22 protein-coding genes are annotated in these 26,999 nt (G+C 36.3%); 7 read left to right on the plus strand and 15 right to left on the minus strand.

All coding sequences use genetic code 11. The annotated features are described in order from the left end of the window. Positions 1-25 precede the first annotated feature (25 nt). The 3 genes from MYP_RS12235 to MYP_RS12245 all read right to left on the minus strand — a co-directional run bounded on the left by MYP_RS12235 (position 26) and on the right by MYP_RS12245 (position 2,567). On the minus strand, positions 26-1,153 hold the full coding sequence (locus MYP_RS12235; RefSeq protein WP_045463588.1) for a CgeB family protein: 1,128 nt from the start codon (positions 1,151-1,153) through the stop codon (positions 26-28). Positions 1,154-1,355: 202 nt separating this feature from the next. After that, complete coding sequence (locus tag MYP_RS12240) at positions 1,356-1,901, minus strand: NUDIX hydrolase (protein WP_045463591.1); 546 nt, start codon at positions 1,899-1,901, stop codon at positions 1,356-1,358. Between the two features lie 105 nt (positions 1,902-2,006). Further along, complete coding sequence (locus MYP_RS12245) at positions 2,007-2,567, minus strand: YceI family protein (RefSeq protein WP_081990500.1); 561 nt, start codon at positions 2,565-2,567, stop codon at positions 2,007-2,009. A 160-nt stretch (positions 2,568-2,727) separates the two neighbouring features. On the opposite strand from MYP_RS12245, the gene MYP_RS12250 reads away from it, so the two are divergent. Next, complete coding sequence (locus MYP_RS12250; RefSeq protein ID WP_045463596.1) at positions 2,728-4,977, plus strand: PAS domain-containing sensor histidine kinase; 2,250 nt, start codon at positions 2,728-2,730, stop codon at positions 4,975-4,977. A gap of 17 nt (positions 4,978-4,994) precedes the next feature. Here the strand turns inward: MYP_RS12250 and MYP_RS12255 are convergent, their stop codons facing one another. The 4 genes from MYP_RS12255 to MYP_RS12270 all read right to left on the minus strand — a co-directional run bounded on the left by MYP_RS12255 (position 4,995) and on the right by MYP_RS12270 (position 7,953). After that, the gene (locus tag MYP_RS12255) at positions 4,995-5,462 is read right to left on the minus strand and encodes a hypothetical protein (protein WP_045463599.1); all 468 of its coding nucleotides are present in this window, start codon (positions 5,460-5,462) and stop codon (positions 4,995-4,997) included. A 54-nt stretch (positions 5,463-5,516) separates the two neighbouring features. Next, a complete protein-coding gene (locus MYP_RS12260; RefSeq protein WP_081990501.1) occupies positions 5,517-6,581 on the minus strand; it encodes a S41 family peptidase in 1,065 nt (354 codons plus the stop codon). 33 nt (positions 6,582-6,614) lie between these two features. Then, a complete protein-coding gene (locus MYP_RS12265; RefSeq protein ID WP_156140534.1) occupies positions 6,615-7,421 on the minus strand; it encodes a hypothetical protein in 807 nt (268 codons plus the stop codon). 70 nt (positions 7,422-7,491) lie between these two features. Beyond that, positions 7,492-7,953 (minus strand): SRPBCC family protein, encoded by a 462-nt coding sequence (locus MYP_RS12270; protein WP_045463607.1) that lies wholly within the window; start codon positions 7,951-7,953, stop codon positions 7,492-7,494. Between the two features lie 278 nt (positions 7,954-8,231). Between MYP_RS12270 and MYP_RS12275 the strand changes: the two genes are divergently transcribed. After that, positions 8,232-9,443 (plus strand): PLP-dependent transferase, encoded by a 1,212-nt coding sequence (locus MYP_RS12275; RefSeq protein ID WP_045463610.1) that lies wholly within the window; start codon positions 8,232-8,234, stop codon positions 9,441-9,443. A gap of 112 nt (positions 9,444-9,555) precedes the next feature. Here the strand turns inward: MYP_RS12275 and MYP_RS12280 are convergent, their stop codons facing one another. From MYP_RS12280 to MYP_RS12300, 5 genes are all read right to left on the minus strand, one after another. After that, complete coding sequence (locus tag MYP_RS12280; RefSeq protein WP_045463613.1) at positions 9,556-10,173, minus strand: RNA-binding domain-containing protein; 618 nt, start codon at positions 10,171-10,173, stop codon at positions 9,556-9,558. A gap of 268 nt (positions 10,174-10,441) precedes the next feature. Continuing rightward, a complete protein-coding gene (locus MYP_RS12285) occupies positions 10,442-12,820 on the minus strand; it encodes a TonB-dependent receptor (protein ID WP_045463616.1) in 2,379 nt (792 codons plus the stop codon). Between the two features lie 52 nt (positions 12,821-12,872). Beyond that, on the minus strand, positions 12,873-14,825 hold the full coding sequence (locus MYP_RS12290; protein ID WP_156140536.1) for an STN domain-containing protein: 1,953 nt from the start codon (positions 14,823-14,825) through the stop codon (positions 12,873-12,875). Positions 14,826-15,002: 177 nt separating this feature from the next. Beyond that, positions 15,003-16,010, minus strand: coding sequence for a FecR family protein (locus tag MYP_RS12295; RefSeq protein WP_045463622.1), 1,008 nt, complete (start codon positions 16,008-16,010; stop codon positions 15,003-15,005). Between the two features lie 72 nt (positions 16,011-16,082). Next, positions 16,083-16,664, minus strand: coding sequence for an RNA polymerase sigma-70 factor (locus MYP_RS12300; RefSeq protein ID WP_045463625.1), 582 nt, complete (start codon positions 16,662-16,664; stop codon positions 16,083-16,085). 363 nt (positions 16,665-17,027) lie between these two features. Here MYP_RS12300 and MYP_RS12305 point away from each other — a divergent pair, with 363 nt between their 5' ends. Together MYP_RS12305 and fabF are read left to right on the plus strand one after the other, a co-directional pair. Further along, positions 17,028-17,585 (plus strand): TetR/AcrR family transcriptional regulator, encoded by a 558-nt coding sequence (locus MYP_RS12305; protein WP_045463628.1) that lies wholly within the window; start codon positions 17,028-17,030, stop codon positions 17,583-17,585. Between the two features lie 68 nt (positions 17,586-17,653). Then, a complete protein-coding gene (gene fabF / locus MYP_RS12310) occupies positions 17,654-18,895 on the plus strand; it encodes a beta-ketoacyl-ACP synthase II (RefSeq protein WP_045463631.1) in 1,242 nt (413 codons plus the stop codon). Between the two features lie 157 nt (positions 18,896-19,052). Here fabF and MYP_RS12315 read toward each other — a convergent pair whose 3' ends face one another. Beyond that, a complete protein-coding gene (locus tag MYP_RS12315) occupies positions 19,053-21,929 on the minus strand; it encodes a T9SS type A sorting domain-containing protein (RefSeq protein WP_045463634.1) in 2,877 nt (958 codons plus the stop codon). Positions 21,930-22,373: 444 nt separating this feature from the next. Here MYP_RS12315 and MYP_RS12320 point away from each other — a divergent pair, with 444 nt between their 5' ends. Then, positions 22,374-22,859, plus strand: a complete 486-nt coding sequence (locus MYP_RS12320; RefSeq protein WP_045463637.1) for a nucleoside 2-deoxyribosyltransferase — start codon at positions 22,374-22,376, stop codon at positions 22,857-22,859. Positions 22,860-22,865: 6 nt separating this feature from the next. Here the strand turns inward: MYP_RS12320 and MYP_RS12325 are convergent, their stop codons facing one another. Both MYP_RS12325 and MYP_RS12330 read right to left on the minus strand, forming a co-directional pair. After that, positions 22,866-24,293 (minus strand): MFS transporter, encoded by a 1,428-nt coding sequence (locus tag MYP_RS12325; RefSeq protein ID WP_045463639.1) that lies wholly within the window; start codon positions 24,291-24,293, stop codon positions 22,866-22,868. A gap of 204 nt (positions 24,294-24,497) precedes the next feature. Beyond that, entirely contained in the window at positions 24,498-24,758 is a 261-nt protein-coding gene (locus tag MYP_RS12330; protein ID WP_045463642.1) for a DUF493 family protein, read from the minus strand. 67 nt (positions 24,759-24,825) lie between these two features. On the opposite strand from MYP_RS12330, the gene MYP_RS12335 reads away from it, so the two are divergent. Beyond that, on the plus strand, positions 24,826-25,806 hold the full coding sequence (locus MYP_RS12335; RefSeq protein ID WP_045463645.1) for a DUF2157 domain-containing protein: 981 nt from the start codon (positions 24,826-24,828) through the stop codon (positions 25,804-25,806). Next, positions 25,803-26,999: a hypothetical protein gene (locus MYP_RS12340; RefSeq protein WP_045463647.1), complete on the plus strand. Its 1,197-nt coding sequence runs from the start codon at positions 25,803-25,805 to the stop codon at positions 26,997-26,999. The genes MYP_RS12335 and MYP_RS12340 overlap by 4 nt, the downstream gene beginning before the upstream one ends.

Consider the following 26,999-nt stretch of genomic DNA (forward strand, 5'->3'; position numbering starts at 1 on the left):
ATTAAACAATTAAAACAAGAACAATTTATTTAGCAACATATATCTCTTGTCTGCTAGATGAAAATCTGGATCTATCAATTCCTATCTCCTCGCAAATTTTTTCAAGTTCGTTTACCCTGTGAAAACAAGTGTGCTTTTTATTAATCGCTCTCAACCCTGAAATAGAAAGCGCTTCATTAATACTTGTGTTCAACACAGCTGCAAGATGTAACACCATTTGTTTTCCTGTTCTGGCTACCAGGTAATCCTTCCCTGGTGAAAACAGGTTTTCACAATCACTCCATGGTGCACTAATCAAAGGAATACCACAAGCGAGTGCCTCAAAAGGTCTAATCGTAGGAATACCAGGTAATAGCTGTACATAAGGTCTGCGCGGTATGTGAACTGTAACCCTAAATTTGGCAAATACATCAGGCACTTTAAAATTCGGCAGCCATCCTCCATATTCTATGCCTGCATCTTTAAAAGCTTTGATAACACTTTCCGGAAATCTTACTCCATAAACTTTAGCTTTTAGCTGCAGTTCTTTTACTGGATTGATCAAAAACTCTTGTAGTTCAACACTTCTTTCTTCATCATAATTTCCGATCCAGACAAGATCTCCTTCGTAAGATTTACTTCTCGGATAAAACATCCGGGTATCAGCTGCTTCATGCCATGCCCAGGCTCTTTTGGCCCAACCCTCTATGAGAAAAATATTTTTTATAACATCACCAAGTGCCAGCACTCCATCTACATTACTTAGATTATATTTTTCTATGGCTTCCTTGTCGGTTACAACCCTGTGATTGGTAACATGGAATAAAAGTTTGAATTTATGTTTACTTTTTACTTCACCTATTCTTGCTATCATTTCAGGATCGTTTGCCTCATGGGCTATTACAAGATCAGCTTCCTTTAAAATACTATCCAGGTTTAATTTTAAGGGATTATAAAAGTTGGTACTTAAGTCAGGATAAAAAGAATAAAACTCTTTAACTGCTTTCTGCCCATGCTCTAATACCAGATTCTGTATACAGGTATTTCCATCCTGTTCATATAATTTAACATCATGCCCTCTGGATTTCAACTCCGAAATTATTCCTCTTAAAAAATGCGCATTCCCGTTATTCCAGTCAGATATGAGGGATTGATAAAACATTACGATTTTCATATAATATTATATGTTAAAATGTTTATTTAGACCAAACGAGCGGCGTACTTCACCGGCTCAACCAATGCACTGTGTGATTTCAGAATGAAACATCAGAGTGTTCCACCTTGCAGATTTTTTAGCTTTATTTTATTCAGATAAAGTATGCAGAAGTTTTAACCTTCAAATAGAAAAAATGTTAAAAGCGCCAATCTAAAAATTTTTAATCAATATTTAATTTATGTAGAGCAAGCATTGCACCTGCCACAGAACCTGAAACTTTGATTTCTCCCTGAAAAAGCATTGTTTTAAGCTCTTCAATCGATACCAAAAGAACTTCTATTGCCTCAGTTTCATCAAGATGCTGATCTCCTGATTTATTAGCATTTTTTACTCCATATAAATGAATCTTGTTTGTGTCTTTCGTTGGATTGTCTATCAGTTCTGCGATCTTTACTACTTTACCAGAGTATCCGGTTTCTTCATTAAGTTCCCTTAAAGCCGCTTCTTCCGGGCTTTCAGTTTCAGGGTCATAGATTCCTCCGGGTAACTCAATTAATATTTCACCAGACCCATGCTTATATTGCTTAACAAGGACAACTTTTTTATTTTTAGTAAGGGCAAAAATAATTACTACCTCTGGTCTTACACTAACAAAATAATCATCTACAATTTTTCCATCAGGGAGTTGAACTAGATCCTTTCGCAGTTTATACCATTTATGGTTAAATACTATTTCAGAAGCCAGTGTTTTCCATTTCTCAATCATAGTGCAATAATATAAATAAGCATTGACAAAGATGTCATAAAAAAAATGCTTTTATTAAAAATAAAATTGACAGAAAATTTGATACGATCCGCTTTTGATAACAGGCTAATCTTTTTTTTCCAAATCAGTTTTAATAATTATGGTATGCTCATCTTGTACTTTATTTCCAAATATTTTCGGAGGAGTAATTTTATAATCAGTGATAAGTACCTTCCACTCAGCTTCAGCTGTCAGTTTATCACCATTTCTTCGTAGAGAACCTTCTACTGTTATTTCTCTTGATACTCCATGCATTTTAAAATTGCCTTTGACTGTTACTTTCTGACTTCCATCTTTTTCTGCATTAAGATCTGAGATTATCTTTCCTTCAAATTCAGCATTGGGATATTTATCTGTTTCAATCAACTCCTTCATATGCTTATTTCGCTTTTTTATTCCTGTATCTATACTTTCAAAAGGGACAGAGAAATAAACAGTTTTTTGCTTGAGATTAATTGTTCCTTTGAGCTGGTTTGAATTTCCTGTATAACTGTTCAATGAAGCTTTTGCCTTAAATTCCGCATGTCCGCTTTCTGTTGTAAAAGTCTGGGCATTGACATTGTTTAATAATAAATAAAAGAAGAAAAACGGATTAAGAAATAGGGAAATAACTTTTTTATTCATCATAAGACAATTCTTTTCTAAGTAACTAACACTTATCTGTCCTGCCTTGTTATCAAGGTTAAACCAAAATAATAAAAACTAAGTAAAAAGAAATTAAATAAATATTTTATTTTCAGCCTTTAATAGCCCTAATCATTTAAAAAATTCATATTGTTTTCCTGATATGATCGAAGAAAAAAATCTGAATCTTAATCAAGAAATGTTTCAGATTCTGATAAAAAGCAGTTCCGAAGGAATATTAGCTTTTGATACAGGATTAAAATTAACGGTCTGGAATAAAACCATGGAGGAAAAGACGGGCAAAAAGGCTGAAGAATGCTTAGGGAAATTTATTTTTGATGTACTTCCTCATCTTTTTCCGGAGGAAACAGGAAAGAAGTTTTTCGAGACCCTTAAAGGTAAAAATTCCATCTCTCAAAACGGAATATTTATCTCGGGCGAACTAGGTCAGAATATTTCTTATGACGCGAAATATTTTCCTATCAAAAGTGGCGAAGAGGTAGAAGGGGGGCTTGTAATTATTAATGAGGTTACAGAGAGTAATTCTGTAAAAAAACAACTTGATCTGCTTGAACAAACTATAAAAACTGCCTTTGACAGCACACCGTATGACTATTGGCTTCTGGATGCTGAAGGGAAATTTATCTTACAGAATAATCACTCCATTCAAAACTTTGGTGACCTGAAAGGAAAATATTTTAAAGATCTTACCATATCTCCTGAGTTTCCGACAAAATGGAAAACAGATTTTGAAAAATTACGCAAAGGAGAAACGGTGACGAGAGAACAAAACGTTTTCATCAATCAGGAAGAAAAGCACTTTTACACTATCATCACACCGGTTAAACAGAACCAGGAAGTTATGGCCATAGTAGGTCTTAGCATCGATATTACTGAAAGAATCAAAAATGATAACATCAGATTAAGAAATGAGCTGGAACTAAAAACACTTCTTGAAAATTCTCCGGATATAATAGCAAGACTCGATCTTGATTTGAAGATTACTTATATCAACAGAACAATAGGAAAAATCAGTTCATCCCAACCATCTTCCTTTATTGGAAAAACTTACCTTGAACTTGGGATGGATCCTCAGGAGTATGAAATTTTCGAAAAGCAGGCGCGTACTTCAATAAAAGAAAAAACCCCATTAGAGTTTGAGAATGATTACAAATCTCGTCAGGGGATCATTTCATTTTCTATAAGACTGACACCTGAATTTTCAAGCACCGGTGAAGTATGCAGTGTGCTGATGATATCCAGAGAAACTACAGGACTTGAAAAAGTCAGAAACCAGCTTCTTGAAAATCAAAACCGGCTCTCAAGCATTATGTCAAATATTCCAGGTGTTGTTTTTAAATGCAAAAACGACCCAAACTGGACTATGGAATTCATTAGTGATGGAGTAAAACAACTCACAGGATATGAAGTAAATGAGCTTCTTTATAACAATGTACTTTCATATCAGAAACTTATACATCCGGCCGATCGAGCACGACTCTGGGAAGAAGTTCAAAGTGCTACAGATTCTGATGGCAATTACCTTGTGGAATACAGGATTATTACTAAAGAAGGCAAAATCAAGTGGGTTTGGGAACAAGGAAGACTAGTTAACAACGGTGGGTTTTCCGGCTCATTGGAAGGCGTGATGATAGACATTACAGAGCGTAAAGATTTTGAAGAAGCTTTGAAAAAAAGTGAATCCGAACTAAAGAAAACCAATGCAGAACTTGAAGCTTATATCTATAAAGCTTCTCATGACCTTAGAGGGCCTCTTGCTTCTATAATAGGTCTGACAATGGTTGCCGAAATGGAAATCAAAGAAGATCAGACATTGCAGTTTATTAAACTTATAAGGAACCGTACAGAGCGACTTAACGATACTTTAACCAACCTGCTTGATCTTGCAAAAATCAAACAAAAAGTATTGGAACCAGAACACATTATTGCTGAAGATCTTGTAAATGAAATCATTGATGGTCTTACAAATAAATCCGGTCTATCTAACATTGAATTTCATAAGAATCTTCCTTTTAAGGATTTTTTTTATGATCCATTCATATTAACCAGTATTCTCCATAATCTTATAGAAAACAGTATCGATTTCAAGCAGTCTGTGGAATCCCCTCGAATATCAATAAGCATGAGTAATGAAGCTGATGGTATAAGAATTGATATTGAAGATAATGGTATTGGTATAGGTGAAGATATCAGAGACAAAATTTTTACAATGTTTTACAGAGGACATGATAAATCTACCGGATCAGGGCTAGGATTATATATAGTAAAGTCTTCTGTTGATAAAGTCGGGGGTACTATTGATGTTAAAAGTGAGCCAAATAAGGGAAGTAGATTTTCGATTTTTCTTCCTTGTATTGATAATAATCAAAGTGAGACTATTCATAGGCAATAACCTCACTTTGATAAATTTCAGGATTCCATTTTGGAATGGTAACTGATTTGAAGTTCTTTAAAGACAAATCCTGAAACACCTCCAAAAACCATGTGGGCAAAGGCATTTACAACATTTCTTCCTTCTGCAAACCAGGGAAAAATCATGGCAAATCCGTAGAAATGTATAAAATACAGTACGAGTCCGAAAACTACACCTATTAGAGTTCCTGTAACCAGGGACTGGAATCGAATAAGAAAAACCAAAATAAGGGAATAGAGAATTGAGACGCTAAAGTGAATAATTCCGGCCAACAAAACTATTCCTAAATTAAATTCCCGATTACTTAGAATTCCTTTTCCAAGTATCATTGCAGAAATCATTCTTGGTGGCACCCAAGGACTGGTTTTCAGATACAATGCCATTAACAGCATTTGAATTACAAGGAAAAACAAACCTGCAATCAAACCTGCGTAAACCCCTTCTTTCAAATCTTCCCTGTTCATAACGAATAATTCATAATTCTTTCATTAAAAACAAAGCCTGATGCTTATTAGTGCTTACTTTGTTATATTCTTAATGGCTGCATCTATTAACGGATCTTTTCCTGCAAGGAAATCTGTAGTAGTAAGTGTTTTATAAATTTCCGGAGCCAACCCGGTTTTCTCAAAAACATTATTATGCTTATCTGTAGTGATGCTGGAAACAACAGTATACTGAATTCCATTTGGTAAACTTCTTTGAATGATAGGGCTGAAGGCTCCACCAGTAGTATCACCTATAGAGGTAACATTAGGCAAATCTTTGGTTGCCATTACAAAGTGCTCTGTTGCACTAAAGTCATAACGATTAGTTAGAATGGCTACTGGCTTAGTGCCAAATGATCCACGGCCATCTCCCTGAGTATAGAGTCCATAGGCATCTGAAAAATTATTATCGAGAGGTCCTGTTTTATTTTTGAGATAGCCATATAATTGTGTTGTACCTGTAAAATAAGAGGCAAGTTTTTGAGCAGAAGAAAGGACACCTCCCCCATTGTTCCGCATATCCATAATCACTCCAATCAGTTGGGGATTTCTATTCACTATATTTCTCAGTGTATCTCTGACCGGAAGATTAGTAAGAAATGTGCCCACATGAAAGTAGAGAATATTGTTGTTTATAAAGCCGTATCTTATGATAGTATCTGTTTTGTTTTTATCTGAATAATCAGGAGCTGTTACAAAATTTACCTTATTATTAAGATATCTGCCCCTCACCAGACTTGAACTAAAATTAGAGGAATATTCATAATGCCTCTCATTTGCCCAGGTTACTCCGTTAGGCTTTTTTAATGAAATATGTCCATCAAGCAAAGGACGCAGCATATTTTTAAAAATCTCAAAAAGTTCATCGTCTGTTGTTGAGGCATTTACTAAGGGTCTGTTTGAATTGTATACAGACTGCCAATCGACCTTATCGTAACTGAAAAAGGGATATGTATTATTGATATCGTTCCAAAAGATTTCAAAGTTTTTTTCTGCCGAGGAACTTTTATTGGGTTCTATCAAAGCTTTTTCACAGGCCGAAAAAAATATAATCAACAACAGAAATGAATAAATATATTTTATTTGAATGAGTTTCACTGAATAAGTTTTTTAGCTTTTATAACTTGGATATTAGAACATTATAGCAAGCCCTAAGGTCAGGCTTTGAATGACCATTTGCTCCTTTCTTGGTTCCTTGTATTGATAATAGTAAAAGATATAGTTAATGTCGAATCCGATGTTTTGGGAGATACTATAACTATAAGTGAGTCTGCTTTCAAGGCCAAAATAGTTTTTGAATAAAGATGCCCCGGAAACTTTAGTAGCCTCGCCCTCTTCAGGAGTTAACTTTCTTGAAGCGGTATTGAAAATTGATGCCGAAAGAGCATATTGAAACTCGTGTTGACCAGAAATATAAACAGGCATAATCTGAGGACCAACAGAAAGGAAACGGTCTTTAAGTTTATTTTCATAATCCAAAACCAGAAATTTTTTGTTGATGACATCAAATTGTGCAAAGCCACCAAGTCCGAGACTGAAACGGTCATCAAAATGTATTCTTCCAAGATAATATACCCTGGTCTGGAACATCATAAATTTAACCTGACTTTGCGTAAGGCCTTTAACCTGATCAGGAATAAAAGTCCCAAGATCGCCCGAATAAGAGAAACCTTTATTCTCATCCGTTTTAAGTTTACTGCTTAAAAAGTATAACCTAGCACCAAGGAAAGAATTATATCCCTTATAAGAATATTCTCCTGTTACTGGAATACTTTTCTTTTTGTAGACATAAGAAGAAATTACTCTGTCTTTTAAAGTACTCCCAACTAAACCACTGCTAACGGAAATTTTATTGAAGCTTTCCTGACCTTTTGAAGATATTGCAAAAGTCATGAATATTAGGAGAATCGCTAAGGAATGAGCTTTTTTCAGATTCATTTGATTATAAGAAAGTGCCTTATACATTGTTTGGCCTGTCAATATTCGGACTTTAAAATGAATTTATTGATTAAGGAGCTCCGAAAATTTCTCTGAGCACCTTAGTTCTGAAATCAAATATGTCATTCAATTTATTTTTTACAAGGAGTTCATGAGCGATAGCGCCTAGCAGACCAAACGGAAGAGCATAATGTACCAGATCCTCCATTTCAACCCCTTCCTCCACTTCTTTAAACTTATGCAAATGATGCCAGAAAGCATAAGGGCCAAACCGTTGTTCATCAACAAATAAATGCTGATACTCAACATGGGTTATTTCAGTGACCCAGTTCAGAGGAATTCCTAATATCGGAGTTACTGTATAACGAATGATCATCCCGGGATGTATAGGACCATCGTTTTTTGACAAGACCTTAAAATCCAATGAGGTAGGAGTAATTTTTGAAAGATTATGAGGAGAAGTAAAGAAATCCCAGGCTCGCTCTATTTTAACCGGTAATATCTGAACCCTGTTTAAAGTATATATTTTCATTCAGTAATTTCAATGTAAAACTATCGGTTTTGTTTTCTTCAAATGTTAAAAGTAAGCTTTATTGATGGTATACTTTGCAGTATTCAACTTTTTTTCAAACATTTTTCCAATTTCACATTTTAAATAAACAACTGAATTTCAAATACTTAAATCAAAAGCCGCATTTGGGAGTAAAATTTTTTCCTTCAATGATTTGGATTTTACTTCACCATAACCTAATTTAGTCTATAGATTTAATAGAGTATAAAATCAAGTAATCATTTAATCCTGATATAGCCATGAAAAACTCATTTAACAACCCATACATTTTATCTGAAAACAATTCTGATTTGTTTGAGGAATATTTAAATCCTTCAGAAAAAGCTGAAGAATATGGTCAGGATTATTCTACCACTAATCCCAAAGTAACTTTCTTTGAACAACGCATAGCAGCATTAGAAGGTGGAACAAATGCTTTAGTGGTGAAATCTCTTCATGCTGCCAAATTCCTTTTATTTAAAACATTACTAACTGCAGGACAAAATATAGTAACTGTTAATCCATCTACCTTCCAGGGAAAAGAAAAATCCAAGCTACAGGTTATGGGAATTGCGGTTAAAACAGTATCAAAATATAGTCTTCCGGCATTTAAAAGTTTAATTGATAATAAAACAGGGATCATATTTCTTGAAACAATAGGTGAAAATGATCTGAGCATTCCTGATTTTGCCAGAATCATTGCAGTGGCGAAGGAAAAGAACGTACCTGTTGTGGTGGATAATAGTCATGGTGTTGCTGGTTATTTTATAAAACCATTAAGCAAAGGTGCTTCGATAGTTATTGAAAGTACAGGTGAATATTTCGACAACGCATCAAACACTCCTCAGGCAGTTATTATTGAAGGAAATACTGATTGGTCAAAATTCAATATAAAAACCTCCCCTGAAGAAATATCTTACCTTACTTTAGACAATGGCTTGATCAGACTTGAAAACATAAGCGCTTCTTCAAAAGTGACCTTAATAGATCTTCTCAGAAAATCAGCATCAAATTACAATAAATACGAAATCCCCAATGATCCTTTAAGTCTTATACATAAACTGGAAACTATCTATTCAAAAGCTTCCCAAAGGTCTGAGAACGCATTACAGATTGCTAAATATCTCAACTCTAATGACCATATTGCCAAAGTCGTTTATGCAGGTTTGCCAAATTCTGAGAGTTATTTACCAGCATTTATTAATATGAGAAATGGATTCGGAAACAGAATCGGGTTTTATTTAAAAGACAGAACCCAAACCGGAGCATTTGTAAAATCAATCAACGAGAAAACCCCGGGAATAAAATTGAAAATAGTATTGAATGAAAACGGGCCGCTTATAATATTCTCGGCTTCAGAAGACGCCATTAGTACAGTAGTTGCCCTTGAAAATGCTTTAAACAATTTAAAAAGACCTATTGTCGAAGCGCAAGCCCTTCAATTGACTAGTAATCTAAATGAAATTATATAAATAAATTCTTAACTTCTTTCAACCAGAAGTGGCTGTATAATTCCCCAACAAAAAAGAGGTTTAAACGAACCTCTTTTTTATTTTTGCTCTAAAGTACTTTCACCTTCGTTCCTTATAAAGAATAATAATCTTCCTTTTCATGAGAAAGGACTTTAATGAGTTTCATCCGGACAAGATTAACCAGAATCCTGCTAGCTCTCCACCTTGATATATTGGCTATTTTACAAAAAGCCTTTAAAGTTATTCTGTCATTATGTTCCAGATATTCCAAAATAATCTTCTCCGCTTTTCCAATTGTAATCTGAGCGTCAAAACCTTTGGTATCACTTTTCATTACATCCAGCATAACCTTACTAGCAAGCAGGCACTGATCCTTGACACGGATATAAGCCCACCATTTTCCATCTTCACCTTTTGAATAATGAGGTTTGTCATCACTCTCCGGAACTTCTGCAATCAATATACTTTTACCATCAATGACCTCTTCGGTAAAATTTATTTTTATCTCCGGTTTACAAAAAAAAGAAGCCGCTCCTTCGAGCATGTGCCGTTCCTCCTCCGCCTTCGCGCCGGCGATACTGCCATTATCCCTCACCCCTACCATTATCCTGCCTCCCTTTGTATTAGCAAATGCTACAATTGTTTTGGCAATCTTTTGAACACTGCCAATGGTTTGTTTAAAATCAAGCACTTCATTTTCCCCCTGCCTTATCTGTTGCCTGAGATTCATATTAAGTTATAAGTTGAAAGTTAAAAGTTTAAAGTAGAAATTTAAAGGATAGCACTTTTAAGTAGCCATATCCATGATAGTTTCGCCTTATTTCATTATACTATATTAATGATTTTAAGCAAAAACTTAAAGTATAAGTTCCTTTATGCGTAAAAGCCTGCAGACAATTCAATATACTGACATGTCTTCAGGCTTTTAAACCTTAATTTTACTTTTTACTTTTTACTTTAGACTTATAACTTTAGACTTATAACTTTAGACTTATAACTTAAAACTGCACCTTGTACCCCATATATGGGAATAAACCAAGCTGATAATAAGTTTTCACTTCTTTCGCCTTATTATCCCAGTCTTGTGTGAGTACGTTTTGAGTATTAAGCAGATTATCGGCAGCTATAAAGAAATTATGATTTGATTTTGCCTTGTTAAGTCGGTATGAAATCTTCAAATCTGTTCTAAAATAATCTTTTAACTGAGTTTCATATGCTCTGCTATAGTCGTAAACTGCTTCACCCTTTTGTAGAGATGCTTGAACATCTACAGGTATAATTCTTCTTCCTCCTGAGGCGGTTACTTTGAAATCAACTGATATCAGCTTTTTATTATTTGCATCAAGATGGAACTCCTTTCCGGCAAGTGCATTTACAACATACCCAATGTTAAATGCCGAGTTTCTCCAAACTCCATCTGATCCCTGATATTCAGATTTTAAAATAGACAAGTTGGTCAGGAAATAGAAATCTTTATTAAAGTACCTTTCCAAAGTCAGCTCTAGTCCGTAGTTTCTTCCTTTTCCTGTGTTTACAGTACTGTCAAGAACATAGAACCCATATTCCGCTCCGGTATTTAAAATCGAATATACTCCGGCACCATTCTCATGGGAAATGCTGACAGGCACGTTATACATATGCTGGTAATAAGCTTCTGTTTTGAATTTCAGATTTTTACTAAGAGCTCTTTGGTAACCTCCGACCAAGTGAAGACTTTTGGTTAATCCGACATTCTTGTTTGGCTGATTATAGTTTCCTGTTTTCTCATCATAGAATCTGTACTGATAAATAAACAGGTTCTGAGCCTGACTATGAAGACCTGTTGCAAAGCTTATTCTGTCCCTTTCTGTAACCATATAGGTCGCAGATAATCTTGGTTCCAAAGACTGGCTGCCATTGAGTGTCAGGCGCTGATAGTACAATCCTGAATTTAAGGTTAGTTTTTCAGTAACTCTGAATTGCCAATGTGCAAATGACTGAAATAATTCTGTACTACCCTTTTGCTGTAATCCTTGTTTAAATAAACTGTCAGAATCATCGAAATACTTTGAGTTGTTGTTGTAGAAAATACTTCTGTAAATGATTCCTCCTTTTACAAGATTTCTTCTGCTAAGCTTGTGGGTAATGGTATAGTTTGCAATGTACTGTCCTTCTAAATTTGACATATCAAATTCAAAAAACTCAGGTTTGACATCGTATATTTTTGAACTTATCACTTTGATTCGACTTCCTGAGGCACTAATTATTACCTTACCAGTTGTTTTAGGAGTTATATTATGTGAATTGGAAATACCAGCAGCATACATGTCTGATGAAAAATTATCTGTAGTAAACTTATAGGGATCTGTAGGATCGATCTCCATTTCAGGATCTTTGATATAAATTTTGCTCTTCCCCCCAATCCCCCACAATGTGAAGGTTCCGGTTTTATTTGTAGGTACATTAATTTTTAAGGCAAAATCCTGGAACTGTGGTACACCGTTTACGCCAAAGCCTACCCCGATTTTATTCAATGCCTCAAAAGAGAGTAATCTGTAGCTTGCCAAATATGAACTTCCTGATTTCTTTGATATAGGACCTTCTGTAGCGAACTCCAGTCCATTCAGTCCAACCTGAAATGTATGTTCTCTCTTTTCATTATTTCCATTCCTCAGCTTCACATCAAATACAGCCGCAGTTTTATTACCATATTCTGCAGGAAAGGCACCGGTAAGGAAATCAGAATTTGCAAGCAGGTTGTTGTTCAATACACTGAATGCACCACCGCTGTTACCTGTAAAAGTAAAGTGGTTTGGATTGGGAATATCAACTCCCTCAAGTCTCCACAATACTCCAATTGGAGAATTTCCTCTTACAATGATGTCATTCCTTTGATCTCCTCCACCGGCAACTCCGGCATAGTTAGATGCCATTCTGCTGGGATCCTGCCTGGATCCGGCAAATCTGTTAATTTCTTCTGTACGAAGGTTCGTTGCACTAACTACTGCAAGCTGGTTGTTGGCTTGCGATTTATCTTTCTGTCCGACTACAACAACTTCTTTTACATTCTCAATTTCTTCTTCCATGTCCATATTCAGGATAACCTCTTTTCCCGATGTAACAAGGATATTTGCAGAGATACCTTCTTTATATCCGGCATACATTATCTTTATTTCATGTCTTCCAAGAGGAACATTATCAAATCTGAATTTACCATTTTCATCAGTTGCAGTTCCCATTGGAGGATCTGTACTTGTGATTACTATATTTACCCCTGGCAACGGGGTTTGAAGGTGCTTATCTTTCACGGTTCCTCTTATTGTCTGAGTTACCTGTTGTGCTCTTGCTGAAAAGTTTAGGCATAGCAAAGCCATTATAAGGCTAAAAATTAGTCTCATAGTCTTAATTTTTTAAAATGTTTTACTTGAGTTTACTGGTTGTACCTAAAAATCAAAATCTGATACCGGCATTAAATCCTGGCCACATTTTCACATTCGTATTCTCTTTGCGTCCTTTATCAACACGACCATCATAGGTCTCATTGAAAACTGTCCACGGAGCAATGTTGGAGCCATATTCGTTTTTATCAGCATTGTAAATCTGAGACACCATTACATTAAAAGTAGGACCAAAGAAGATTGTAGTTCTTTCTCCTAATGCTATCCCAACATTTACTCTAAGCTGATTCAGTAAATTGAGCTTATTGGTCCATAGTCCGTCTTCATTGATATTGTAAGATATAGCATCTATATTTACACATATTGTCTGACTAGCCTTTAATTCTGAACCAAATCCTATCCCATAGCCTGTTCTTAACTTGCCTCCATCATATATTTGTGCGCCAACTGCAAAGATGTTATAAAAGCTCCTTGATCCTCCCATTTTGAAAGCGATATTTCCATATAAGCTTTCTGAGCCCCAGATCTCTAATCTGCGATAACCTTTCTTTGCTATGTTAAGAATACCAATCTGAGCTCCAGCAACAGTATCAGCAATGTTAATCACCCCTATCTGAACACCTTTTACTCTTTTTGCGACATTGATGAAACCAGCAGCCTGTGCTCCTCTTAAATCACCGGTAGTATTCATGAAGCCAGCCAGCTGACAACCTTCTGAATTATGTTTTGCGACATTCATGAATCCGGCGCTCTGAATACCTTTCTGACTTCCGTTTGCAACGTTAATGAAGCCAGCCAACTGAGGTCCTGTCATCATGCCATTGGCAACGTTTGCTAATCCTGCACACTGGGGACCATACATGTACCCGTTACTAAAATTCACTAAACCGGAAAATTGTCCCCCAAGGCTATTTCCTCCCGAACTGTTTACCAGTCCAGCAAACTGAAAGCAATACATGCTGTCTTTGACTACATTCGTAAGACCACTTACCTGCACCCCTTCAGCATATCCGGAAGATGAATTGGTAAGGCCAGCAATCTGAACTCCATTAACATTCTTTCCCACGATGTTTGACAAACCGGCAATCTGAACTCCATTGACAAATTCTTTTTCAACATTTACAAGAGCTCCAATTTCAAATCCATCTAATCCCCTGGAAGTACCTGCCAGGATATTTAATGAAGTTTTGTTTACAATTTTCGGACCCTGCATACCATTGGTACCCATTGGAGGAACAAAGGTTACTGAAAGCGGCACCGTCGTATAAGTTGCAGAGTCAGAATTCTGACCCTCTTTACCAGAGAGAGAATCAGAAGTATTGTCAAACTTTTGTAAGCGCTTCCACACGCCTACTGGCGCCCTGTTTTCTATACTATCAGCAATTTCGTTTAACTCTTCCCTAAGTTTCTGAGAAATCGTTTTAAAGCTGCTTTTAAAGTCCTCTTTTGTTTCCTTATTTCCCCTTGAAGTCAAGCTGTCCATTTTGGTCAAATATTCATCTCTCAATCGTCTTTTCTCCAATAAATATTGCTTCCGAAGACTTACAACATCATCTCCCTTAGGTTTCTTAGCTTTCAATACGGGAGCCTTTACAGTTGTGTCCGAAGATACCATAAGGGTTTCTTCAAGTTTGTCACTGCTATCCGATTGTACCTCCTCAAAGTCATCTTCCGATATTTCTTCTTCCTTTTCATTAGATACACTATTAAGGGTAATAGAATTCGCATTTTCCACGATCACGAATGAAGAAGCGCCCTTTCTTGAATCAGCAGAGGCGTCAGCAGTTTTCTTTACAGCTTTTTTCTTCAGCACAATCTGATTTCCAACTACAGAATAATTTACATTATGGTCAGTAAAGAGAAGGTCCAGAACTTCTTTTAGAGATTTACCCTGAACATTCAAAGACACATCTTTGTCAAGCGAAACCATGTTATTCGAATAAGAAAACCTGATTCCATATTTTTCGGTAATGGTTTTCAGAATTTCGCTTTGCTTGGCCTTCATCTTAAGCGTAACCTTTGTATCTAGCGATGACTGCGCCTGTAAGGAAAAGTTAAGACAAAGTAATAGTATGATAAGGATTTGAATAAGCCTCATTAGTGAAATGAATTAATAAATTAAATGATTTTTTAACTGCGCGACATTAACCAAAACAAGTAGTTAACATGCTTTGTTGATTGTTTACTGACAACCTGACCCCTCCAGGATAAAGCCATTAGCCTCCCTTTTAGAACTTAGACTCATTGATTCAGAAACTACATCCAGTACTTCCTGCAATTTAGGTTTTTCAAAAGTTCCAGTAAATCTGCAATTGCCAAGTTCCGGATTCGCAAATTCCACTTTTGTCCCGAAATAAGATTCAACAGCAGATGCTACTTCTTCAAGAGTACTGTTTTCAAAGACGAGCTTATCTTGTTTCCATGCCAGGAAATTCGGATTATCAATTTTGTCTGAAACAACATTATTGTTATCTACTCTGCCTTTCATCCCAGGAGTCAAAATGACTTTCCTGTTTTCGTTATTTTTCAATGCGAAAGAGACTTTGCCGGTAACGACCTCTACTTCATCGGCCTGACCTGCTATTGCTTTAACATTAAATGAAGTACCCAGTACCTGAGTGACAGATGATAATCCCTCTACACTGAATGGTTTTTCAACGTTTCGCTTTACTTCAAAGAAGGCTTCTCCTTCAAGTTTTACCTTTCTCATATCGCCTTTAAAATCGTCGGCATAAGAAATTTTACTGTGCGCATTCAGCCACACTTTGCTGCTGTCTGGAAGTTGTAGTTCCCTTTTTTCATTTCCTGCTTCAAAAGAAATTTGTTGTATCTCCTTTTGATTAAACAACTTCATTGATACATAGCTAATGCCGGCAAATACCAATAAAACTGCTGCAGCTTTCAAAATAAGGTTATAATCGAAGAGCTTGACGACTTTTACTTCTTTCTGCGGAGCTGTCTGCTGAGGCTCAAAACCGGCCTTTGCTTTAAACTTCATCCAGGCAGCGTCAACATTGGGTTCAAAGTCAACAGTGGCTCTAGCGGAAAAATCCCACGTCCGGACATACTCTTCAAATTCCTTTCTGTTAGAAGGATTTTCCTGCAGCCATTCGGAAAGCAATTGTTCTTCGAAACCCGAAGATTCTTTCCTTAAGTGCTTAAGAATAAGTTCCTGATGTTCTCTTTCCATCTTTAATTAATTGGCCAATCTGATACTATGACAATTGAATTTTAAATTACCCCTACGCTAACTTAAATTTTTTTAGAAAATATTTAGCACAAAAATCAAAGCCAGGATAGCATCTTTCAGAAAAGGAGCTAATTTTTCCCTGAGGACTTTCAAAGCTTTTACCATTTGATTTTCAACCGTTTTAACTGAAATCTGTAAAGTTTCAGCAATTTCTTTATAGCTAAGTTCTTCGTACCTGCTTAATATGAAAACAGAACGGCAGGCCGGAGGCAAACTATTGATCGCCTGATTGATATGCTCGTCAAGCTCCCCTGAATGAAGAGATTGGTCTGCTCTATCACTGCCGGCAATATTAATCCAGGTTTCCTCTTCCGTATCCGAAAATTTTTTCTGCTGTTTTAAATAATTAAATGAGCTGTTGTAGGCTGCAGCAAAGAGATAAGATTTTATTGTAAGATGAATGGAGAGTTCATCCTTTTTGGTCCAGATTTTCATAAAGACCTCCTGCACAATATCTTCACTTGCGTCTTTATCCTGGACTATTCTATAAACAGAGCGACAAAGCTGAGCGTAGTATGTTCTGAAAATCCTTTCAAAAGATTCGGGATCAGAAAAACTTTCTTTTGTACCTACTTTATTTATGCTTTCAGACATGCTAAACTAAACTCGGCCTAAAGGTCGGAAATATTAATTTGATTTTCCAACTACAGATGTATGATTCTTTTAATCAATATTCCGGGAAGTTGTTACAAAGTAATATATCGATTATGTTAATTTAAAATATATGAATTAAAGCTGCCTAACAGCACATTTAATTCTTTTTCCCTTTAATGTTTTGATCAACCATTGTAAAGATTATCAAAGGTTTAAAGGTTGCAATACACTTGCAGGTAAAGAGGCACTGGCAATACATAAATATTACTCATCTTTCTCTAAATTATTATTTAAAAAATATTTAGATCTTATTGCCACTTACTTACTAGTAAGTAGTATATTTGTAATAACAAAACCAATAAAATGACTTCCACTAAAGAGTCTATTATAAATATTGCAGATGACCTGATCAGAAAAAGAGGTTATAATGCATTCAGCTACAATGACATATCAAAGGTCTTATCTGTAAAAAATGCTGCCATACATTATCACTTTCCTTCCAAATCCGACCTTGGGGTTGCTGTTATAGATCTCCATATTCAGAAAATTGATCATTTTATAAAAGCTGTAAACCCTCTTTCCGAACCTGAGAAAGTAGAAGCATTTCTCAATATATATGAGCAGATTCAGACAAATAATAAAGTCTGTCTTGTAGGAACACTTGCTACAGACTGGGATACTATTGATGAAAAAATCCAGCAGAAACTTACTGTATTCGTAGGCATTGTCGGAGACTGGTTATCAGCCGTTATGGAAGAAGGACTTAAGAAAGGAAGTCTGACATTTAAAGGAGATCCCCGAACCAGGGCTTTGCTCATCATCACTTCCATTATGGCAGCAGCTCAAATGGCCAAAATATTGGGGCCGGCAAGTTTCAAAAGTGTTAAAAATGCAATTATTAATGAACTAAACCGACAATAAAAAAAATTTACAAAACATACTTACTTACTAATAAGTATAATTTACAATTTAAATTAAAATCCACTCATATGAAGCGAGTTGTAGTAACAGGTATGGGAGCGATTACTCCAATCGGTAATTCTATCCACGATTTTTGGAATTCGGTAAAGCAAGGTATAAGCGGAGCTAACCATATTTCAAGATTTGACACCACGCACTTCAAGACAAAATTTGCCTGTGAAGTAAAGAACTTTAATCCTTTGGATTTTCTTGATAAAAAAGAATCCCGTAAAATGGACCTGTTTTGTCAATATGGAATTGCCAGTACAGAGGAAGCTATAAAAGATGCAGGAATCAGCTTTGACACAATCAATAAAGACAAAGTAGGTGTAATATGGTCTTCAGGAATTGGTGGCTTTGTCACTTTTCAGGAAGAAGTGCTGGCATATGCTCAAAGCAAATTACCTAAGTTTAACCCCTTTTTCATCACCAAAATGATTTCGGATATCGTGCCGGGGTATATATCCATAAAGTTTGGTTTGCGTGGGATAAATTTCGGAACAGTCTCTGCCTGTGCTTCATCAACAAATGCAATCATCGATGCCTTTAACTACTTGAGGTTAGGAAAAGCAAATATCATTATAGCCGGCGGTTCTGAAGCTCCCATTATTGACGCAGGTATCGGTGGTTTTAATGCGATGAAAGCTTTATCTGAAAATAATGAAGAATTTTCAAAGGCCTCCAGACCTTTTGATAAAACAAGAGATGGCTTTGTACTCGGAGAAGGCAGTGGCACCCTGATTCTTGAAGAACTGGAACATGCGAAATCGCGAGGGGCCAGAATCTATGCAGAAATCATTGGAGGTGGACTTGCAGCGGACGCTTATCATATTACAGCTACTCATCCGGAAGGAATCGGTGCTTACCTTGCCATGAAGGATGCTTTGGAAGACGCACGCATTTCACCTTCAGAAGTGGATTACATTAATTGCCATGCGACCTCTACACCACTGGGAGATCCGAGCGAACTTGCAGCAATTGACAGATTATTCAATGGACAAAAGATAAATATAAGTGCTACCAAATCAATGACGGGTCATTTGCTCGGAGCCGCTGGAGCCGTGGAAGCTATCATAGCAATTAAAAGTATTGAGGAAAATATTATTCCTCCGACTATCAATACAAATGATCTTTCTGAAATTAATCTATCATCGGACGTAGAAATTATAACAGGTAAGTATAAACCAAGCAATGTAGAAGTGGCTATGAGCAATACCTTTGGTTTTGGAGGGCATAATGCTATTGCAATATTCAGAAGATTTGCAGAATAAAGCTCATTAATAAAAGAAGAAAGTTTTTACTTTTCTTCTTTTATTAAGTCAACTTAATTGTTAGATATTTAAACATTCAGATCAAGGGGAGACGCTTGTTATCAAGAAATATCTATTCTTAAATCTTCAAGGTTAATTCCACTTTCATAGATTTTTTTTATCTCTTCTCAAACTTTCTTACCTCAATCCCTTCTTGCGTTAATATGCTCAGGAAGTAAACTCCGGTTGGTAATGAGGTTATGTTAAAGGAAAGTGTATTAACTCCTTTTTCAAAACTTTGCTCTTTTGTTAAAATTTGTTTTCCTACAACATCTGTTAATTCAACCAGCACAGATGATTTTTCGGAAGTCACAATTTGAAGGTACAACACTTCAAAAGCAGGATTTGGAAAAAGGTTAAAAAACTTTTCATTACCGCCCTTCAGATGTATGATAGGACTGTATGCAAAAGAACCATCTTTATCTACGATTTTAAGTCTGTAATAAAGACTTTTTTCCCAATTCGCATCCTGAAATTGGTAATGACCAAGACCACTAGCCGATACAAACCCTTTGGATTCAAAATAGAATCCATCACTACTGCTTTCAATTATAAAACCTTCAACATTTTTCTCTAATGCTGTAGACCAATAAAGATTTGATTTACCATCCAGACTAACACCTCTAAATGATAAGAGCATCAAAGGAAGCGGACAGCTCTTTTTAGCCCAGATTGGCATTCTTCCGCATGGAGCACCGTATTCTATCTCCCAGTTAAAGAATGCTCCTGATTTCTTCTGATTTGGAAGTATGGTCATTACAACAGGAATAGAATACCCTTCTTCTTCATCGCTGATCTTAAAAAATGCTTTATCTATATCTTCAATTCTTAATTCGTAATTATTTCCAGGAGGAATGTCAAAATTCAAAACAACTTTTGTCGGAACATCACATTGTATTGTGCCTGTTGCAGTTTGTCCCGTAGCAATTCCATTTTGAAAAAGCTGAATAGTAATACTTCTAGTAAATGTATTGTTATACCCGCAACCACCAGCATTCAAAGCTGCTCTTACTTCTACTGATTTGAGCTTTATAGGGGCTGTAACATTAAACTTTCTTAATTCTTCCTGAATTGTAATATCATTGTTACTTCCATCGGCAATATAATACTCCTGAGCTGCTCCTGCTCCGGTAGGCCCGAAAACAGTAGTTACTTTTACAGTATCTACAACATAGAAAACTGTATCCTTGGTTAGTCCCGTTACAGTATAGCTGTTTCCCACGTGTACAAGCGAACCTCCAGTCTGCTCGGAAAACCAGCCATATTTAGCAGCTGTTTCCGGATTCCCTACTTCAAGCGTTACTGTTGCAGGACCAGCGTTATCACAGAAATACTGATTTACGGGCACCTCATTTCCTATTTTTTTGATCACTACAGTATCTGTAGAAGAACAATTGGCTGTTGTCACTTTCACCACATATATACCTGGAGCATTTGTTGTATATACCGAATCTTTTTCTGCTGTCAGTTCCACTCCGTCTTTATACCAGGTAAAGGTAGTTCCTGTCTTTTCCAGTTTGGTATCAAGAACTGCTACCCCAGGATTGCAAAGAGTTTGATCACTACCAGCTGAAAACAGAATAACTTTCGGAGGTTGAGAAGAAATAGTAGTACAGGAAAAACCAGTTATACCAGGCGAGCCTGCCTGCGCTCCATACGCAGAAGAGTCTGTTATGGTAATTCCAGGATTTCCTCCTTCTGAAACTACTTTTACCAACGGATTAGCAATTGAAGAGGCATTAAAACACACAAGGCCTCCCCCACCGCCTCCGCCTGGACCATGTTCCTGTGCGGTAAGGCTTCCCCCATTTCCGCCTCTAGCCTGAATAGTAAGCGCTGTGGTACCCAAATCATTACATTCTATTTTAATAGAACCACCGGCTCCACCTCCTCCACCTCCATCATTTTCACCATTTCCCCCCTGAATAAGATCATAGTTGAATCCGATAAAACCATCGGAGATAATTTTATTTCCATTACCTTCAATCTTGTCTGCCTTGATCACAATGATCCCCCCTCCATCACCACCTGAGTTTCCTCTGTGGTTATTCTCATGTCCTGCACCACCACCTCCGCCAAGAAACAGGCGCAAACCACCCATTCTATCAAGAGCAATGCCACCTGATCCATTCGAAATTACACCACAAATTTCATTGGATATTCCTATATAGGAATTCCCTCCTCTTCCTCCTGCTCCCATATTAGAACCTCCTCCCCCTCCAGCATTGTGATTCAATCCACCTCCACCGCCATTCGCAAGGTTACCTGTTCCAAGTTCATATTGAGGATTTCTGAACTCCGCTATACCTTCACCTTTTCTTCCTGCCCATTGAAGGTTAGCACCATCGAGAAAAAATATACCATTCGCAAATTCATCACCTGCAGGTCCTCCTGTTCCACATTCGGTAATATTTAGATTGCTGTTAGGGTTTACCGCTCCTCTGAAGCCCATTCCTGTAACATCTATGCTTCCCGAAAGGGACAAAGTCCCGTTTACCTCCATAAACAAAACCCCACCTTTATTTCCATCCCATGGGGCGCATGAAATCCCTCCGACAGGAACATTATAATTTCCAGGGGATATAAACTTTTTGACAAGCTGTACCTTTCCATCAACAGAATAATTTCCTCCTATCGTATTAGCGAATGTTATGAGCTTGGTTACGGCATCTATAGCTGCGATAGAAAGTACTTCATGGAAACCTGTACTACCATAAGTTATAATGTCCCCAAATGTAGTATCCTGAGACCAACTTATATCAGCACCTTTCATTTGAATAAGAAGTACTTCATCACCAACAACAAATTGTGCTACATCATCAACAATCACCTTATTACAAGGATTAAGACATGGACTGCAGGATGGAAAATCAATTACCTTAGCATATTGGTTCAGTACCAAAGGTGTTTGAGCCGATAAAGGCTGAATACATGAGAGAGCTGCTAGCAGTAGCAACAGACCATAATTTCTCAGAAAAGCAAGATGCTTGTTCATTAATTTCTAAGCTATTATAAATGATTTGATTGTGTATTCGGAAGAATGCGGTCTTTTCTTCAATAAATGCAAAATAATGACGAGTTAATAACTCTTCTTAAATACTGTCAAAAGGAAAATAAGTAATCAGTTATCTTCTAAAAATATTTAACTATTCTGATATTAAATATAACTATGACAAAAAAATCATATCTTTTTTTCATCCTTCTTAACTCTCAAATATAACTAGTTGGTTAAAAAGACTTTTGCAAGCTTTCTAGAATCATCTTTTTTTTATTCAATTCGGAAACAAAGCAATTGTAATCCAGAACTATTCAGAAAGCACATAAATTAAATTGGCTATATAATACGAGGATAAGGAATTTTCAGAAAATCCATTTAAACAATTCACTTACAAGGAAAAAATTTACTTTATCTTGCCTTACTATTTCTTATACTATCTATATGAAAATCTACCTTGCCGGACCTGATGTCTTCAGACAAAATGCAAAAGAGCATTTTGAAAAATTAAATAATTTTCTTTCACAGAAAGGGCATAAAGCCTTGATACCTTTAGACAATCAGATAGATCCGACAAAAGCCGAGCTGGTGTGTGAACAGATATTCAATGGAAATATTCAAATGATAGAAATGGCTGATGTTGTTGTAGCGAACATCGATCCCTTTCGCGGAGCCTGCATGGACGATGGTACCGCTTTTGAAATCGGGATGGCATTTGGTAAAAAGAAAAAAATATATGCCTACTGTACTGAACCTGAATGTACCATTCCGGAAACAACAAAAAAAATGTTTGATATCTCCAAACAGCCGGAATATAGTGAAATAGAAGATTTTGGTCATTGCGTAAACCTCATGATACACTATGCCATTGTTCAGTCAGGAGGCAGAATTTTCAGGACTTTTGAAGAATGTATCGAAGCTTTAGGTTAATTGTCATTAATCCTCTGCATATTCCGGAATATTGAGGTAAGACAAAACAGCAGCGCTAAGTACAAAAAACGTCAGAGCATAATAAACAAAGTGCATTCCATAAACCTGAGCATGGTTACTTAACTCCTCAATACCTGATGAATAAGCTATTTTCTTTCTAAATGAATACCAGATAGCCGCTGCTATTGATACCCCCATCAAAAGCCCTAAATTTCTCATAAAAGCAAGTGCGCTGCTTCCAACACCTCGAAGGTGCGCTGGAGCTGAATTTAAAGCTCTGGAACTATTGGGTGATTGAAACAATCCAAATCCAAGGCTGATCAAAGCGCTCCTCCATACAATCTGATGCCAGTCCCAGTTTTCTGTAATAAAAGTAAATGAAAAATAACCAGTAGCTGTAATCAAAAGCCCTACAGTTGCAATAAATCGCGGACCGATTTTATCAGAAAGGAAACCTCCTATAGGGGCTACAATTCCTAGTGTTGCCGGACCCGCAAGCAATATAAAACCGGCCTTTTCAGGAGGGTAGTTCAAAATTTGTTGAAGGTAAAATGGTAAAATAAAAAAGTTTGCCCCTGTAGATGTAAAAGCCAACCATGCGGATATAATTGAATAACTATAGTTTTTCCTTTTAAATAAAGTAAAGTTGAGCATAGGGACCGGTGCCCTTTTCTGCCAAAAGAAAAAAAAGGTTAGAAGTAGTACCCCTGCTATAATATTCATTATCACAGTTTTGTTATTCCATCCGAAATTATCCAATGGCCCGAGATAAAGTCCGATCAGAAACAATATCGCTCCTGCAAGAAACAACAATGCTCCTGGATAATCAAAGTACTCTTTTTTCTTTTCGGCTCCGCCGGGAATATTTCTGAGTGTAAATAAAACAGCAATAATGCCCAGCGGAACATTTACAAAAAAAATACTTTTCCATCCCAATGATCCCAGCAAGACTCCACCCAACACGGGACCAAGACTATTACCAGTTGCGACAATGGTACCGATTAAACCTAAAGCCTTCCCACGATCTTTGGGTTCAAAAACATTTGCTATAATCACTGGACCGACAGCAAACAACATAGATGCTCCTATTCCCTGAATTACTCTAAAGGCTGTCAAATACCATATTCCGGGAGCAATACCACAGAGCAAAGAGCCAATTGTAAATATTATAAAACCTGAAACATATATTGGCTTCGCCCCTATGATATCAGAGATCCTGCCCATGATCAGCAGGGTACCGGTAGTAGTAAGAAAATAAGATATTACAATCCATTGAACAGCACTGCCAGCCTGAAGCTCTGTCTTAATTGTAGGAAGGGCAATATTTACAATACTTCCGTCAAGCGTAGCCATCAAAACCCCGAATGCTACATTGGCAAGTATAAGCCACTTATTCTTGTATTTATTTTCCGGTATTTTTCCGATATCTGTCATTTAAAAAAATTACTCCTCCCGATTTGAGAAAATATGCTAAAACGTTTCCTCCATACAATAACTACCAAGACAGGAAATAGATAAATTTAAAGGATAAATCCTGAAACTTTTGGGGATAAAAACAAAAGCCATCTTTAATCAGACAGCTTGTTGGAATTGCATCAATTAAGGACGCTACTTTCAAAGAATCAATATTGTACAATTTTACAATGCCACAACACCTTCAATTTTGGATGCTTCTTTATAATAGTGTAATACGGAATCGCCTGATTCAACAGCAAATGTAGATGTAACACTGACGTAGTTCCCTTTCTGAGAATATTTTTTTTCTGTTATACGCCCCTCAAAAATATCAACTAACTCCTTTTCTTTTTCTGTAGGAACAATAAACTTGAACATATAAATAGATGGCCATGACAATTTTTCTAGCCTTTCCTGCAATCCTTTAAATTTCTTATCTTCCATAAATTTGGTAACTGGAACTATTAAAATTGCGTTCCAAAAAGCATGCTAAAAATCGTAAAACTTTCTCATGCCTGAAAGAAAATTCATTTTAAATACTTTGCTTACTGATGGAATTATATCCAACGAAGACAAAGAAAAGATCGAAAATTATGAGCAAGACAAGCTTTTTTCGCTCTTTTGGGAAGTAAAAACATTTTTATACCTGGGTGTATTACTTTTCTCAGCTGGCGCAGGCCTTATTATCTATCTCAACATTGACACTATCGGTCACATTTCCATTATTTCTCTTATTGGACTTGCCTGCATGGCCTGCTTCTATTACACTTTCAGAAAAAGTGAGCCTTTTTCCTTTAATGAAGTAATGAATTCCTCGCCGTGGAATGATTATATTTTATTACTCGGGTGTCTCCTTTTTTTATCACTTGAAACTTATTTACAGATTCAATACACCATATTCGGAAATCAATATGGCACTGCCACAATTATCCCAACTCTTTTATTTTTCCTGCTTGCTTACAGGTTCGATCATAAAGGTGTATTAAGCATGGGAGTGACAGGTCTTGCAGGATGGGCAGGAATAGCCGTAACTCCCAGAGAAGTATTTGATGGACTGGATAACTTTTCTGACCACTCTTACATATGGACTGCTTTAGGTCTTGGTTCTTTCCTTAATGCCCTGGTCTTTGGACTTCAGAGAATCAATCTGAAAAACCATTTTGCATTTACTTATCTCAACTTTGCAATACACATCCTCTTTATTGCCGCATTGGCTGGTCTGTTTTCAGAAATCAACCACTTCTTATTTATACTTATTTTATTTTCAATTGGAGGAGTCTATTATTTCCAGGCGAGAAAACTTGAATCTTACTATTTCTTGCTTTTCATCATGATATATTTATATATAGGCATAACCTATATTATTTTTTATTTTATGTTTAAAGCCGGAGCAGGCCTGGAATTAGCTTACTTTGGATTTTTCTATTTCATCGGTAGTTGTGCCTTAGCCGTTTTACTAATTAAAAATCACAAAAGTCTGTTAAAAATATGATTATTTATAACAAAAAATCGCTGAAAAATCTCAGACTTCTCGAGCAGGCTAAGATATGGAAAGAAAAACAATTATTTTCCGAACACACCTTTGAAAAGATAAAAGGAACATACATAAATGATCTCTATACTCCTAATTTCTTTATCAGAACAGGCTTATTCCTCTTTACCTCAATTTTAATAAGCGCTAGCCTTGGTCTTATCACTCTGATAACATTTTCTGACAGCACCTCAGATTTCGGGCTATTGAGAACATTGATTTATGCAATACTCACAGGTTTCACAAGCGAAATGGCAATAAAAGAAAAAAAGTTTTTCAGGGCAGGAGTTGATGATGCATTGCAATATGCTACAGTTGGTCTCTTTATTTCTTCAATAGCTATATTTATAGATATTTTAAACCGCGCTGGTGAATCTTACTATAATGAAAGTGATAACCTTATTCAAGTACTTACAATTTCTCTACCCGTTCTCATTTTTTTTGCCATCCATTATGTAGACCGCCTGATCACAGTCTTAGCATTTGGAGTACTGATTTACCTTATTTTCTACCTGGTATCCAATACCGGAAATATAGGTAAAGCAATATGCCCTTTTGTGATAGGGCTTACAACCTTCTTTATATACCTGCTTATCAAAAAATACGCTAAAGTTGAAAAATGGATAATATGGAAAGATAATTTTAATGTTCTTGAATTTCTTTGTTTACTCATACTATATCTTTCTGTCAATTATTTTGTCGTGAGAGAGCTTAATGCCTTGCTAAATGATGATTATACAAGTAAGCAAATACCCTTGGCCTGGTTATTCTATATCACTACAGCTACAATACCTTTGCTATACATATATTCTGGTGTAACCCATAAAGACAGATTACAACTTCAGCTGGGGATACTTCTTATTGCTTTTGCAGTATTTACTTTTAAATACTATTTCAGTCTTGGCCATCATGAAATAACAATTACACTTGCAGGAGTCATTATGATTGGTATTGCCTGGTTTGTAACCAAGCTTTTAAAAACACCTAAAATAGGATTAACAATAAATAAAGAGGATTTAGAAATCAAATTCAACTTATCTGATGCAGAAGCACTGGTAATTGCAGAGACAATGGGCAAAGACTCAGCACAACAAGATAGTTTTGAATTTGGAGAAGGTAATTTCGGAGGTGGTGGTTCCGGAGGAAAGTTTTAA

Origin of the sequence: Sporocytophaga myxococcoides, assembly GCF_000775915.1 — a bacterium.
GTDB classification, from domain to species: domain Bacteria; phylum Bacteroidota; class Bacteroidia; order Cytophagales; family Cytophagaceae; genus Sporocytophaga; species Sporocytophaga myxococcoides_A.

Coding starts and splice junctions, on each gene's coding strand:
- MYP_RS12235 (WP_045463588.1), bottom strand. CDS start 1,153: ATGAAAATCGTAATGTTTTATCAATCCCTCATATCTGACTGGAATAAC.
- MYP_RS12240 (WP_045463591.1), bottom strand. CDS start 1,901: ATGATTGAGAAATGGAAAACACTGGCTTCTGAAATAGTATTTAACCAT.
- MYP_RS12245 (WP_081990500.1), bottom strand. CDS start 2,567: ATGATGAATAAAAAAGTTATTTCCCTATTTCTTAATCCGTTTTTCTTC.
- MYP_RS12250 (WP_045463596.1), top strand. CDS start 2,728: ATGATCGAAGAAAAAAATCTGAATCTTAATCAAGAAATGTTTCAGATT.
- MYP_RS12255 (WP_045463599.1), bottom strand. CDS start 5,462: ATGAACAGGGAAGATTTGAAAGAAGGGGTTTACGCAGGTTTGATTGCA.
- MYP_RS12265 (WP_156140534.1), bottom strand. CDS start 7,421: ATGAATCTGAAAAAAGCTCATTCCTTAGCGATTCTCCTAATATTCATG.
- MYP_RS12270 (WP_045463607.1), bottom strand. CDS start 7,953: ATGAAAATATATACTTTAAACAGGGTTCAGATATTACCGGTTAAAATA.
- MYP_RS12275 (WP_045463610.1), top strand. CDS start 8,232: ATGAAAAACTCATTTAACAACCCATACATTTTATCTGAAAACAATTCT.
- MYP_RS12280 (WP_045463613.1), bottom strand. CDS start 10,173: ATGAATCTCAGGCAACAGATAAGGCAGGGGGAAAATGAAGTGCTTGAT.
- MYP_RS12285 (WP_045463616.1), bottom strand. CDS start 12,820: ATGAGACTAATTTTTAGCCTTATAATGGCTTTGCTATGCCTAAACTTT.
- MYP_RS12290 (WP_156140536.1), bottom strand. CDS start 14,825: ATGAAGGCCAAGCAAAGCGAAATTCTGAAAACCATTACCGAAAAATAT.
- MYP_RS12295 (WP_045463622.1), bottom strand. CDS start 16,010: ATGGAAAGAGAACATCAGGAACTTATTCTTAAGCACTTAAGGAAAGAA.
- MYP_RS12300 (WP_045463625.1), bottom strand. CDS start 16,664: ATGTCTGAAAGCATAAATAAAGTAGGTACAAAAGAAAGTTTTTCTGAT.
- MYP_RS12305 (WP_045463628.1), top strand. CDS start 17,028: ATGACTTCCACTAAAGAGTCTATTATAAATATTGCAGATGACCTGATC.
- fabF (WP_045463631.1), top strand. CDS start 17,654: ATGAAGCGAGTTGTAGTAACAGGTATGGGAGCGATTACTCCAATCGGT.
- MYP_RS12315 (WP_045463634.1), bottom strand. CDS start 21,929: ATGAACAAGCATCTTGCTTTTCTGAGAAATTATGGTCTGTTGCTACTG.
- MYP_RS12320 (WP_045463637.1), top strand. CDS start 22,374: ATGAAAATCTACCTTGCCGGACCTGATGTCTTCAGACAAAATGCAAAA.
- MYP_RS12325 (WP_045463639.1), bottom strand. CDS start 24,293: ATGACAGATATCGGAAAAATACCGGAAAATAAATACAAGAATAAGTGG.
- MYP_RS12330 (WP_045463642.1), bottom strand. CDS start 24,758: ATGGAAGATAAGAAATTTAAAGGATTGCAGGAAAGGCTAGAAAAATTG.
- MYP_RS12335 (WP_045463645.1), top strand. CDS start 24,826: ATGCCTGAAAGAAAATTCATTTTAAATACTTTGCTTACTGATGGAATT.
- MYP_RS12340 (WP_045463647.1), top strand. CDS start 25,803: ATGATTATTTATAACAAAAAATCGCTGAAAAATCTCAGACTTCTCGAG.